The following is a 12,410-nucleotide window of genomic DNA, read 5'->3' as shown; positions in this document are numbered from 1 at the left end:
CCCCGAGCACGGCCGGCCCGGATTTGACCCGCTGTTACAGTCGTACTCCGGAGTGATGGCCGCACAGGGTGGTCCGCATGGGCATCCGGTTTACCTGACCTGCGCGATTTGCGACTACGGCGCCGCAATGATCTCCGCGCTCGGATGCGTCACCGCGCTGTGTGCCCTTGAGCGGACCGGGCGCGGACAATTCTGCGAGACCTCCCTGCTGCAAGCCTCGATGGCGCTCCAGGCGGGCGAGTTCATCTTCTATCGCGGGCGTCCCGACCTGGAGAATGGCAGTGCCGAGCATCGCGGCCGCTCGGCGCTGTCGCGTGCCTACAAGTGCAGGGACGAGCAATGGCTTTTCATCTCGCTGGACGACGCTGAACAGTGGAATTCGCTGCGCCGCGCGCGCGCGTCACTGCCGGCGCTTAAGTGGCCGGAGGCTGCCAATGAACCGAATGATGGCAAGCTCGCGGCCGCACTCGAAGCCGACCTGGCCGCCCAGGATCGCGCCGCGGCTCTGGCCATGCTGGCGCAAGCGCGGGTACCCGCCGTGCCGGTTAATCATTTCCAGGATCTCTTCGCCGACCCCCAGGTCGCAGCCAATGAATTGATCGCGGAGTTGCAACACTCGCAGTGGGGCAAGGTCTGGCAAACCGGCCCGCTGATGAAGTTTGCGACCCGGCAGGCACAAATCGATCGCGCGGCGCCGCTGCTCGGCGAGCACACGGACCAGGTGTTGCGTGAATTTCTGGGCTACGACGCGGCGAAGATCGCCGCGCTGCGCGCGGACAAGATCATCCGATGAAAATTAACTACTCGATTCCGTGCTCATAAAGGCGCAGGGTCGACTGCGTTCGACCGCAAACCTTCAGAAGCCAGACTAGAGAGGTGAGGACTATGCCGTTGGTAACACCCGAAACCGTGAAACGAGTGCTGAAGGACGTCTATGACTATGAGATCAGTGACGAGGCCGCCGTCCCGGTCGCCAATACTGCGGGCGCCATGATCTCGCTCGCGCACAATCTTGATTCGCTGGGGCTCGACGAGCTCGAGCCACCGTTTGGCTTTCCCAACCTGATGGCCGGGGCGACGCGAATCGCCGCGAAAAAGTAGGAGCGTGCAGATGGCGCATTCACATGACGAGCTGCTTTCATTCGACGTCGCGGCGCTGAGTGCAAAACTCCACGCCAAGGAAATCTCCCCGGTCGAACTGACCGAGGCCTACCTCGACCGCATTCAGCGCACCGACGAAAAGATTCGCGCGTACATCACGGTCACCGACGAGCTGGCGCGTAAGACTGCGCGCAAGGCCGAGCATGAAATAGTCGCGGGCAAATGGCGCGGACCGTTTCATGGAGTCCCCATCGGGCTGAAGGACCTGTGTTACACCAAAGGCATCGTCACCACCGGCGGATCGAAAATCCTGAGCGATTTCAAACCGCCTCACGATTGTACGGTGTGGACCCGCCTAGCGCGCGCGGGCGCAATTCTGCTGGGCAAGTTGAACCTGCACGAGTTTGCCTACGGCATCACCTCCTCGAATCCGCATCATGGGTTCGTGCGCAATCCGTACGGGCTCGACCGCATTCCGGGAGGATCGAGCGGCGGGTCCGCGGCTGCGATTGTGGCGCGCTCCGCTGCCGCCACCATCGGCACCGACACGGGAGGGTCGATACGAATTCCCGCCGCCTTGTGCGGATGCGTCGGGGTCAAGCCGACCTGGAGCCGAGTCAGCCGCTATGGGGTGCTGCCGCTCGCATACACGTTGGACCACGTCGGTCCGATCACCCGGACCGTGCGCGACGCGGCGCTCATGCTCAACGTGCTCGCCGGGCACGACCGCAACGATTCAACCTCAAGCCGCGAGCGGGTTACCGACTATGCGCAGAACCTCGATGCGGACATTTCCGGAATGAAGGTCGGAATCGTGCGCGAACTGACCGACAACCTCTCGCCTGACGTCCAGCGGTCCTTCACGGCGGCGGCTCAGCAACTGCGCGATCTGGGTGCCACCGTCGACGAAGTCTCGATCCCGTCGCTGCCGCTTTCCGGGATCATCAGCGGCATCGTGACCTGGGCCGAGGCCAGCGAAATCCACCACCGGTGGATGGCCACTCGGCCGCAGGATTACGGCGATGACGTCAGGCGCTTGCTGGAAATCGGGATGATGATTCCCGGCAGCGCCTATGTGCGTGCGCAGCGCGCGCGGGCTCGGGTGCTCGCGCAAGCAACCGACGCCTTAAACGATCGCGACGTGCTCATCGCGCCGGGTGCGGCAATCCCGGCGCCCAAGATCGGCGAAAGCCGGCGTTTCGATGCCGATGGCGGGGGGGTGGATGTGCTGAGCGGGATTCTGCGCTTCACCTCACCCTTCGATGTGACCGGGCAGCCTGCCATCGCGCTTCCGACTGGCCTCTCAAGCGACGGCTTGCCGCTTGCGATGCAGATAGTCGGCCGCCCGTTTGCGGAGGCCATCGTGCTGCAAGTCGCTTCGGCATACGAAAAAGCGCGCGGTGCGCTGCCGGCACCGCCGCCGCTGTAGGGTGCTTCCTTGGTAGAGGGGGCAGGTAGTTTGCCTGCCCGGCCTCCCCCGCGCGAAGCTTTGCTGAGAAGACCTCAGTCAACGCGCAGGTCGCCGGGGGACGGCAACGGCGGAAATGGCGCCGTCGGCAAGGTCTGATACCAGTACGCGACCGAGGCGATGTCATCCTGGAGCGGCTTGAATTCCGCGCCACGGCGCGGGTCGCCGCGCCAGCCCAGCGCCTGGATGGTCACTCGGGCATCGCGCTTGAAGCGAATCGGGTCTGGGATGTGCCAGCGATACATCCCGAACCGCATCTGCGATTGGTACAGTCCATCGGGCCGAATCACCTGCGCGAATCCCGCGTACGGGGTCGTGAATTCCCGATAGCCGCCGTTCTCCTTGCCGACGTCAAAGTTGTACGAACCGCAGAAGTAGTCCTCGGTGCCGGTGCCGCAGATGGTCGGGAATTCTCCGTCCCCATCGAGGTAGAATTTGATCTCACCCTCGCCCCACCATCCGTTGCTCTTGACGCTCCATGCCAGGTAGGTGCCCACATAATGTCCCCTGCCTTTCACGCCATCGACAATCGTGTACACCTGCTTGTACGGCAACGGGTTCACGCGGCGGAACTGGGCGTGAAAGTAGGCTGCATCGTCGGGCACTTCGGTCAGCGTATAGCTGATCTGGTAATAGAGAATCATCGCGTGGTCCGCGGTATTGGTCAGTGTGATCCTTGCGCGCTCACGAAACGGCATCTCCCAGTAGCAATTGAACGCGCTGCCGGGATTCACGCACACCGCCAGCGAGGAGACCTGCGCATAGCGATTCCAGCCGCAGGCAAAGAAATCTCCGATCGGACATTCGACTGCGGGAGCCGGCTGGCCGTCCCAGTAAATCCGCAGGATCGAATTTCGCCACAGTCCGGTCGGTGTCATCCAGATTTGCTGGATCGCTCCCTGCCCCGTGATATCCGCGAGCATTGCGGTCGTCCCGGCGTCGATGGTGATATAGGGCGAGACCTTCCATCCCGGACCCAGGTTGCGAGCGGGGCTGGTTTCGGGATCCGGCACCGCCATCGCGCCTTTGCCCTTCTCGCCGGTCGGATTTTCCGCGCTGATGGAGCGCGATTCCGCGTCGGAAAGACGCGACAGATTGCCGAGATGAAGTCCTAAGCCGTTGAACGACGCCATGGCGACGACCTCCGAGCGCGCGAGATTGTACGCAAACCAGGGCACCGAGCGGAAGAAAATAGAATCGCCGGTTGCCGCGATCTAGATATCCAGTTCGACGGTGACGAAATCGTGGTCCGAGAGGCGTGAGGAGAACAGCGACTGGCGTGCGGGAAGCACCGCGGCCGAGGCGGGAACCGCCTTGAGTCCCCGGACGGCAAACCAATCGAGCTTGGGGCGATAACGAGGGGGAATCGCCCGGGTGAATGTGAAGGTCGGCTTGCCCATCAGGTTCACATCGTCAACTCTCAGACCGGCCGCGCTCAGCCGTCTGAATAGCGGTTCATAGCGCTGGGGCCTGTGAAATCTCGAGGGTCGCAGGAACACCTGCACGAAGGTGCGAAGAATGTCGCGTTCGCTCTGCAACACGGTCGTGGTGGTATTCAGGTCCCCGCCGATGACGGCCGGTCCTGCCTGCGGAAAGGATGCCAGGTAAGTGGCCATTTGCTGGTCGCGCGCTTGGGGATCGCAATGACTGGCCAGGTGGAGGACCCCAATCGTGACATCCTGATGGCGGAAGCGCGCCTTGGCGATGAGTGCGGTATTGAGACCCACACGCTGGCGCAATAGGGAGTTTGCCCGTTCCGGGAGCGGCCGCGGCAGGGCCACGGCCCGAACCTCACTCAATGGAACGGTGGAAAGAATGGCATTGCCGAGAAAGGACTTGTGGGTCCCGTCCGTTTGTGGAATTCCGAACTCGGGCACGTAGGCAAAACTCATGTTGAGTCGCCTGGCCAGTTCGGCCGCAACTTCTCGTTCGCCCGATCGTTTGGTTCCCCAGTCTGATTCGCAAAGCAGCATGAGCGAGCTCTGGCCGAGTGGAGGGCGCGAGAGACAATCGCCGATCCCCTCCAGATAAACGCCGCCGCGCGCATTGAAGAGCGTTACTCGAAGCGGTCCGGGGACGGGTCGTGCGGGCCGATTGACAATGATCGGGGGAAACGGCGGTTTCAGCGCGGACACTTCCGCGTCACCGCGTTGAGTCGCTCCACCTGCCATATCGATGTGACGACTCAGCCGCCGAGTTCCTTCGCCAGTTCCCCAAATTCGGTGATCGGCGCCGTGCAGGTGCGTCGGCGGCATACGTAAGCGGTCACCCGCCCATCGAGCGCCCGCTTGCCGCGCACCTGTTCCGGCAGGGAGCCATTGGCAGCAGTGCCGCTCGGATCGGCAACGAAAATGCTGAGGTTCGGCACATAAAGCAGTCCCAGGCGCTCGACCCAGGAGCGAAATTCCGCCGCCGCGAAATCTCCCACCAGGACGACTTCAGTCGCGCCGCGCTGAAATAGATCGAGCGCCTCGAGCATGTGCGAAAATCCAAACGGCTGCTTTTCGATAAGTTCGCGAAACAGCCGCAACGCCCGTTCTGCTTCGATCCGGTAGCGGTCTTCCCCCGTGTATTCCGCCAACCGCAGCAGCGCCATTATCGCCGCGCTGTTGCCCGACGGCGTCGAGCCGTCGAAGGCCGCCTTACTGCGGGTTATCAGTGCCTCGTGATCTTCTGAGGTGAAGAAGAACCCGCCCTTCTCGCGGTCGAGAAAGCGGTCCAAGACAATGTCCGCGAGCATCCGCGCGGACACCAGGTAACGGGGTTCCAGCGACGCCTCGTACATGTCGACCATCGCGCCGCAGAGAAGCGCGTAATCCTCCAGGTAAGCGTTGAACCGCGCCACACCGTCTTTGCACGAGCGCAGAAGTGTCCGACCGTCAAACATCTTGCCCAGGAGAAACTCGCACGCCCGCCGAGCTGCCTCGAGGTAGCGAACTTCTTGATGCGCCCGATAGCCGTCCGCGAATGCGGCAATCATCATCGCGTTCCAGGCAGTCAGGATCTTCTCGTCGCGCCCGGGATGAACGCGCTTCGCGCGCTCCGCGAGCAGCTTGGCGCGAATCGTCGCGATTGCCGATTCAATCTGGTCTTCGCTCTTCCCGAACATGCGTGCAGCGTCGGCCAGTTCGATGGTGCGATGCAGCACGTTTTCGCCTTCGAAATTGCCCTCGGGGCTAATGTCGAAATACCGCTCGGCGATGGGCGACAGTTCCGAGCCGAGAATTCGCTCCACTTCCGCGGGCGTCCACACGAAGAACTTGCCCTCCACCCCTTCGCTGTCGGCATCCTGGCTGGAATAAAATCCCCCCTCGGGACTCGTCATCTCACGCAGTACGTAATCCAGTATCTCGCGCGAGGTCAGCAGAAACTCGGGCTCATTCAGCGCGCGCCCTGTATCGGCATAGATTCGCGCGAGCAGCGCGTTGTCGTAGAGCATCTTTTCGAAGTGCGGAATCAGCCAGCGCTCGTCGACACTGTAACGATGGAACCCGCCGCCAACCTGATCGTAGATGCCGCCGCGGGCCATTTTCTTGAGGGTGTGGCGCACCATCTCGGCCATCGATTCGTCGCCCTCGGCAGCAAACCCGCGCAAAAAGAGCGAGAATACGAAGGTGTTGGGAAATTTCGGCGCGCCTCCGATGCCTCCGTTGATGCTGTCATAGGCGCCGGCCAGCGCGCGCGCGGCCACGACCGGCAGGTCCGGACGCAGGTCCCCGGCGGGCGCTTGATACTTGGCAAGTGCTCCCAGCGCCTCGGTAAGCTTCTCGACGTTGTGCTTAACCTCGTGCGCGCCGCTCTGGTACGCATTCGCGACCCCCGCCAGAACGCGCGCGAAGCCCGGCATGCCCTGCCGGTCTTCCGGCGGCCAGTAGGTCCCGCCGAAAAACGGCTTCGCGTCCGGGGTAAGGAACATGGTCAGCGGCCAGCCACCGCGCCCGGTGATGATCTGGACCGCGTCCATGTAAATCTGGTCGAGGTCCGGGCGTTCCTCGCGATCGACTTTGATCGAAACGAAATTGTTGTTCATCAGCCGAGCGATCGCTTCGTTTTCAAACGATTCGCGCTCCATCACATGGCACCAGTGGCAAGCCGAGTACCCGATCGACAGCAAGATGGGCTTGTTCTCATCCTTGGCGCGCTGGAGCGCCTCTTCGCCCCACGGGTACCAGTCCACCGGATTGTAGGCGTGCTGGCGGAGGTACGGACTCTGCTCTTTGACCAGGCGGTTCGGCTTGCGGGGATGAAGCTGATTTTGCGGTTCGCTCATCGGCTCTCAAAGTCTCAAGTTAGCGCAGCGCGGGGTGGTTGATGAAGGCAAGAATTCGCTTTCTTCGACGCTAGCACGCGGCCTTGGCGCATACTACGCATACCTCGCTCCCCGGTTGGCACCGAAGCGATCGAGGCGGCTAGAATTTCGGTGCGATGAGTTCGGCTCCGTTCACCTATGTGACCCACGACCTGGAGCGCAGTGCTGACCTGCCGCAGTCGCGATGGCGCGCCTGCTTCAGCGGCGTCGTCCTCCTCACTGCGATCCTGTTTTTTGTCCGATTGGGAACCCGTGCGCTGTGGTCGTCGGAATTTCGCTGGGCCGAAATCGTGCGGGAGATGATCACCACCCACAACTATTTCTGGCCGACTATCAATGGACAGGTTTACTACGATAAGCCGCTGGGATCCTATTGGCTGATTTTATGGTCGACCTGGTTGACCGGCGCCATGAATGAGGCGGCGGCGCGGTTCCCCTGTGCGGTCGCGGGTCTGCTGGCGGTGATTCTGATGATGGTGCTCGCCGCGCGCCTTTACGATCGGCGCACAGCCTTGCTTTCCGGTATCGTGCTGGCCACCAGTTTCAGCTTCGTTTTCTTTTCCCGCCACGCTTCGGCAGATGTCGAAACCCTGACCGGTGAGCTAGCGGCGTTGCTGCTGTTTCTGCACCACGAACGTCATCAGGACGGATGGTGGGTGATTGCGCTTTGGGTGGTGATGGCAATCACCTCGCTTACCAAGGGACTGCTTGGATTCGTGCTGCCGATTATGACGATCGGCGTGTACTGTCTGCTGGCGACCGGGTGGACCGATCTCCTCGACTATTTGCTGACCGGGCCGATCAGTGCGCGCATCCGCTGGATCATCGATCGCAATCGATGGTTGTTCAATTGGAAGTCAGTCATTGCGATTGCCTTAGCAGCAGCCATCTACTACGCACCATTCTCCGTTTTGCGTCACGCCGAGGTTTCGGGCAAGGGCCTGCACATGGTGTGGCGCGAGAACGTGGTGCGATTTTTCCACCCCTTTGACCATCGCGGACCGGTCTACCTCTACCTTTACGTAATTTTCGCCCTGGCGGCTCCGTGGTCCGCCCTGCTGCCGGCCGCGCTCATCGAGGCCCACAAGCGCCGTACGGTCGGCGACGAGCCTGCGCGCGGCGATCGCTTCGCGCTGGTCTATTTCTGGGCGACGTTTGTGTTCTTCACGATTTCCGGTTCCCGCCGCAGCTACTACCTCCTGCCGATCCTGCCCGCCGTCGCCCTGCTCGTCGCACGTTTGCTGATGGTTAAGGAATTTCGCTCGCGCTGGGCGCGCCGCCTGTTGGGGTTAGGCTTCGGCATCGTCGCGCTGGCGACCGTGGGCGCAATTGTTGCCCTATTGCTGCCCGCAGGGTCGCTGCCGTGGCGGTTGGCAGCGCTGCCGCCGATCCTCGATCCAATCGTCTTCGGGCTCGCGTGGATCTTGAGCGTGCTCGGAATCGTATACGCGGTCAGCAAGTACACGCCGATTCGGCTCGGCGTGTCCATGGCGATAATTGCCTACGCTTCGATGGCTTACATTTACCTTTTCGCGATGCCTGCAGCGGATGCCTATCGCGGCGAAAAGCCGCTCGCCTTGCAGGTGGCCAAAACCCTGGATGGCGACTTAAGCCACCTCGCGTACTTCCGGACCGAAGAAGGACTGTTCTATCTCAAACCGCGCGCTCCGCTCCCGGAATACGAACACGTCGCCGATTTAATCGGCGCGATTCACGACCACGATATCGAGTGGGTTCTACTCCGGCGCAAGGACCTGGCTGCCATCGCCATTCCAAATCAGGTTGTGCTCAGTGAGCCTTCATTCCCCTGGGAAGACGAAGACCAGAAGAAAAACAAGGTTGTGTTGGTCAAAGTGACGGACCGCTGAGAGGCGCAACACCCGCCCAGGACGCGGAATCATCAATGCGCAGTCACATTGGAGCCAATTGGTCGTAGCTTGCGGCCCGACCACACTGCTTGATCCTGCTGAACAACCGCTCGACCAAATTGCGGGAACCATACTGATACGGGCTCAAGCAATCAGGTCGTTGCGATTTATAGCGTATGGACTGAAGCGGTCTGGCAGATGGGCGCCACGGCGCCCCAGATGGCAAGACCCCGAAGATGCCGTTGGGGACACGAAAATCATTCACGCGCGGTAAGCTGCACGCATCGTGCAGCAGCATCGGTTTGATGGCAGCCACTCCTTGGTCGGTGAGTTCGTAGCGCACTTCGGTTGCGACCCTTGAATTTCGGCGCTCGATAGTCAGCCTCAATATGCCAGGCTTTTTTGCGCTATCGTGCCTCGGCTATCAGCCAGTCGCGAAACGACTTCACGCTGGGTCGCTGCAGGGCGCGTGGTGGATAGACCACGAAATAGGCGAAGCCAGCCGGGAGGCGGAGTTCGAACGGCTGCACCAGGCGCCCCGCGGCAAGATCGTCGGCCACCAAGGCACTACGGCCGAGCACGACGCCCTCGCCCCGAACTGCAGCTTGGATCGCGTGATCGGACGATAGAAACGTCGGTCCGCGATGGGGGTCGATACTGTCGATCCCGGCATTGCGCAGCCATATGGCCCAGTCGACAGTGAAAACGTCGTGCAGGAGCGTGTGGCGAGCGAGGTCAGCGGGTGTGCGCAGCGGATGGCGACCTTTGAGCAGTTTCGGGCTGCAGACCGGAAAATGATCTTCTGTCATCAACAATTCCGCCGAGAGACCGGGATATTGGCCACCGCCACAGCGAATTGCGATGTCAATCCCGTCACTGACGAAATCGGCCAGCCGCTCCGAAGTGGCCACCCGCACGTCGATATCGCCGTGGGCCCGCCGGAACCGAAATAGCCTCGGCATGAGCCATCTGGCAGCGAACGAGTCGATTGTGCTGACGCTGACTATTCGAGAGGTTTGTCCGGTAGCTGCCGATGTTGCCGCCGCGAGGTGTTCTAGGACGTCGCGAATCTCGGCGGCAAAGGATGCGCCGACCGGCGTCAGGCGCACCGAGCGGCTCGCCCGAATCATCAATCGCAAGCCAAGATGATCCTCGAGGTTGCGGACGGCACGGCTCACGGCGCCGTGGGTCACGTGTAACTCGTCAGCCGCTCTGGAAAAGTTCAGGTGACGGGCCGCTGCCTCAAAGCTCGGCAGGGTATTTAGCGGCGGGAGACGGCACGGCATTCGAGGTTGCGATCTATCTGTGAGTAACACTCACAGATAGCTTACCATTTTTCGTTTGCCATCAGTGGGTTAGCTTCGCATGATGTGCGCACGACGATACCAAGGATTCTTGAAGCAATGAAACAGCCGAACGTGGAGGAGTTTGCCGTCCTGGACGGAACGCGCGTCCCGCCGCTCGATATCGAGTCGCTACCGGACGATCTGCGCGAAGTGCTCGAGGAACAACGCAAGCTCCACGGCACTCCGCTTTATCCGTACCTCTTCTACGCGCGCAACCCAGCGTACTTCCGCGCTGCGCATGCGATGTGGACCGCCCTCCAAACAGAGACGAAGCGCGTGCCCGGTACGCTGCGGACTCTACTCAACCGTCGCGTCGCCTCTTGGAACAAGTGCGAGTTTTGACAGGACGCCAATGCTGCCGTGAGCAGCAGGCTCGGCACCTCGACCGAGAAAATCGACGCGCTCAACGACTATGCGAAGAGCCCGCTATTCAGCGACGCGGAGAAGGTGGCTCTTGAATACGCCGACGCGATCACGGACACGCGCTACGACGTCGACGACCAGCTGTTCGCACGCTTGCAACAACACTACGACGACGACACCATCGCGGAGCTGACGATGATCATCGCGTGGGAGAACGCGTCCTCGCGCTTCAACCGGGCGTTTCGCATCCCGTCGCAAGGGTTCTGGAAGCGCTGACTGATCGCCTAGAATGAAATACTACGGCTGGCTTTTGATGCTTGTAGACATTCCGACGACGACGACAGAGCCATGCGATGTTCATTCGCAAATTCGGACGCTCTGCTATTGAGGTGCGCCCGGGTCTGCAAACTGGAGCGAGCGGACGCGATCGCCCGCCGGTAGACACGGCACTTCCTGTGCCCCTAGTTCGGCCTGCAGGTTCTTAGTTGCGATTTTTACGAGCCGGCCGAGGTCCGGCTTGGCTTGCGGGCGAGTCGGCGACGGGACTACGGGTGGCGGTCGCTCACGACGAGGAACTCATCGTTGTGGTATTCGAATGTGGCCGTACGCGTGAAACAAAGGCGTTTTGGCCGGGATCGGAAAGTCACCCGCACCCCAAGTCCTGGCAGCACGGCAATTAAAGCCGCATCGGCATTACGACGTAGGTGAAAGCCGAGTCGGCAGGTGTCTTGACCACCCCGGGACTGGCGTCGTCACTCAGGCCCAACTCGACTTCGCTGTCGCCTGGAATTATCCCCAGCGCATCGCGCAGATAGTTGCCATTGAATCCAATGGCGAAGTCTTCGCCCTTAAATTCGACCTCGATAGATTCCGTTGCCTCACCCATCTCCGCGTTGGTGGATGACACGGTGAGGGTCCCCGCAGACAGGGAGAACTTTATTCCGTGATAGCGCTCGTGCGAAAGAATCGAGACCCGTTTGATGGCGTTTAGCAGGTCGTCGCGACCAACCGCGATCTGGTGGCGGGAACTTTTCGGAAGAACGCCACGATAGTCTGGGAATTCCCCCTCGACCAAGCGCATGGACACTTCGGTCGTGCCACGTTTCAGATAGGCAAGTTGTCCATCGATGCTGAGTTTGGTGTCGTCTTCGCCGGACTGCTCCAGCAACTTACGGAGTTCCTGCAATCCTTTGCGTGGAACAATAACCCCGTGTTCGATCTTGAACCCGTCTGCATCGCGCTCGACCAGAGCCAGGCGATGCGAATCGGTGGCCACCATTCGCACTTTGTTCGACCCAGCCGACTCCACCAGCACTCCACTGAGATTGTAACGGGCTTCGTCGGGACTGACCGCGAAGATGGTCTTGTCGATCATGGCCGCTAGCACCGAGGCAGGTATGTTCAAATCCGCTCTGGCGGTTTTCCTGGCGATCGGTCCCTCGGCTTTACCGGCATTTTGGCTCGGCATGGCAGGAAAACTGCGTGGATCGAGCCCCATCATCTTGAATTTCGCGCGCCCGCACTTCAGCTCCACCCAGTCTCCTTCGAGCGACTCGAGCTTTACCTCGTCACCCTCGGCCTCGCGGACGATTTCGAAGAGCTTGCGCGCGTTGAGGGTAAGGTTTTTATCTTTTCCAGACTTACAGGGAACCTGGGTGCGTATTCCTACCTCGAGGTCGGTTGCACTCAGGTTCAGTCCGCCGCCATCCGGTTCGATAAGAACGTGTCCTAGAATCGGTACGGTGGTTCGCCGTTCGACGATTCCCTGAACCAGGCTAAGGGCACTCAGCAATGATGCACGCTCGATGACGAGTCCCATGAATTATTTGTCCGTTACTATTCCTAAAGGATCTTAGATCTATATTAGAAAAACCGTAGTACTAGTAACGCCTGTCGATTTGTTGATGGTTCCGCTATCCGACCGTTTTTCAAGATTGTTTTGTCTGGTACAAGTT

The 12,410-nt window shown here is 60.8% G+C and carries 11 protein-coding genes; 6 read left to right on the top strand and 5 right to left on the bottom strand.

Going from position 1 to position 12,410, the window contains the following annotated elements:
• From VGI36_12395 to VGI36_12385, 3 genes are all read left to right on the top strand, one after another.
• On the top strand, window positions 1-793 hold a 793-nt coding region (locus VGI36_12395), incomplete at its 5' end, for a CoA transferase (protein HEY2485945.1).
• A 92-nt stretch (window positions 794-885) separates the two neighbouring features.
• The gene (locus VGI36_12390; GenBank protein ID HEY2485944.1) at window positions 886-1,101 is read left to right on the top strand and encodes a hypothetical protein; all 216 of its coding nucleotides are present in this window, start codon (window positions 886-888) and stop codon (window positions 1,099-1,101) included.
• A 10-nt stretch (window positions 1,102-1,111) separates the two neighbouring features.
• Entirely contained in the window at window positions 1,112-2,530 is a 1,419-nt protein-coding gene (locus VGI36_12385; protein HEY2485943.1) for an amidase, read from the top strand.
• 74 nt (window positions 2,531-2,604) lie between these two features.
• Here VGI36_12385 and VGI36_12380 read toward each other — a convergent pair whose 3' ends face one another.
• From VGI36_12380 to VGI36_12370, 3 genes are all read right to left on the bottom strand, one after another.
• Window positions 2,605-3,702: a glycoside hydrolase family 172 protein gene (locus VGI36_12380; GenBank protein ID HEY2485942.1), complete on the bottom strand. Its 1,098-nt coding sequence runs from the start codon at window positions 3,700-3,702 to the stop codon at window positions 2,605-2,607.
• An 81-nt stretch (window positions 3,703-3,783) separates the two neighbouring features.
• Window positions 3,784-4,704, bottom strand: coding sequence for an endonuclease/exonuclease/phosphatase family protein (locus VGI36_12375; GenBank protein ID HEY2485941.1), 921 nt, complete (start codon window positions 4,702-4,704; stop codon window positions 3,784-3,786).
• Between the two features lie 50 nt (window positions 4,705-4,754).
• Window positions 4,755-6,839, bottom strand: a complete 2,085-nt coding sequence (locus tag VGI36_12370) for a thioredoxin domain-containing protein (protein ID HEY2485940.1) — start codon at window positions 6,837-6,839, stop codon at window positions 4,755-4,757.
• Window positions 6,840-6,994: 155 nt separating this feature from the next.
• On the opposite strand from VGI36_12370, the gene VGI36_12365 reads away from it, so the two are divergent.
• Entirely contained in the window at window positions 6,995-8,746 is a 1,752-nt protein-coding gene (locus VGI36_12365) for a glycosyltransferase family 39 protein (protein HEY2485939.1), read from the top strand.
• 407 nt (window positions 8,747-9,153) lie between these two features.
• Here VGI36_12365 and VGI36_12360 read toward each other — a convergent pair whose 3' ends face one another.
• Window positions 9,154-10,032: a transcriptional regulator GcvA gene (locus VGI36_12360; GenBank protein HEY2485938.1), complete on the bottom strand. Its 879-nt coding sequence runs from the start codon at window positions 10,030-10,032 to the stop codon at window positions 9,154-9,156.
• A gap of 117 nt (window positions 10,033-10,149) precedes the next feature.
• Here VGI36_12360 and VGI36_12355 point away from each other — a divergent pair, with 117 nt between their 5' ends.
• Both VGI36_12355 and VGI36_12350 read left to right on the top strand, forming a co-directional pair.
• Window positions 10,150-10,434 (top strand): hypothetical protein, encoded by a 285-nt coding sequence (locus VGI36_12355; protein HEY2485937.1) that lies wholly within the window; start codon window positions 10,150-10,152, stop codon window positions 10,432-10,434.
• An 18-nt stretch (window positions 10,435-10,452) separates the two neighbouring features.
• Entirely contained in the window at window positions 10,453-10,731 is a 279-nt protein-coding gene (locus VGI36_12350) for a hypothetical protein (GenBank protein HEY2485936.1), read from the top strand.
• A 400-nt stretch (window positions 10,732-11,131) separates the two neighbouring features.
• On the opposite strand, the gene dnaN is transcribed toward VGI36_12350, so the two are convergent.
• Complete coding sequence (gene dnaN, locus VGI36_12345) at window positions 11,132-12,274, bottom strand: DNA polymerase III subunit beta (protein ID HEY2485935.1); 1,143 nt, start codon at window positions 12,272-12,274, stop codon at window positions 11,132-11,134.
• Window positions 12,275-12,410: the final 136 nt, after the last annotated feature.

This window comes from Candidatus Binataceae bacterium, assembly GCA_036495685.1.
In the GTDB taxonomy this organism is placed as follows: Bacteria; Desulfobacterota; Binatia; order Binatales; family Binataceae; genus JAFAHS01.
This window is presented reverse-complemented; position numbering and strand designations above follow the sequence as displayed.

Bases quoted from the DNA above. Each gene is read 5' to 3' on its own strand.
- VGI36_12370 (HEY2485940.1), bottom strand. From the start codon at position 6,839: ATGAGCGAACCGCAAAATCAGCTTCATCCCCGCAAGCCGAACCGCCTG.
- VGI36_12355 (HEY2485937.1), top strand. From the start codon at position 10,150: ATGAAACAGCCGAACGTGGAGGAGTTTGCCGTCCTGGACGGAACGCGC.
- VGI36_12365 (HEY2485939.1), top strand. From the start codon at position 6,995: ATGAGTTCGGCTCCGTTCACCTATGTGACCCACGACCTGGAGCGCAGT.
- VGI36_12385 (HEY2485943.1), top strand. From the start codon at position 1,112: ATGGCGCATTCACATGACGAGCTGCTTTCATTCGACGTCGCGGCGCTG.
- VGI36_12390 (HEY2485944.1), top strand. From the start codon at position 886: ATGCCGTTGGTAACACCCGAAACCGTGAAACGAGTGCTGAAGGACGTC.
- VGI36_12380 (HEY2485942.1), bottom strand. From the start codon at position 3,702: ATGGCGTCGTTCAACGGCTTAGGACTTCATCTCGGCAATCTGTCGCGT.
- dnaN (HEY2485935.1), bottom strand. From the start codon at position 12,274: ATGGGACTCGTCATCGAGCGTGCATCATTGCTGAGTGCCCTTAGCCTG.
- VGI36_12360 (HEY2485938.1), bottom strand. From the start codon at position 10,032: ATGCCGTGCCGTCTCCCGCCGCTAAATACCCTGCCGAGCTTTGAGGCA.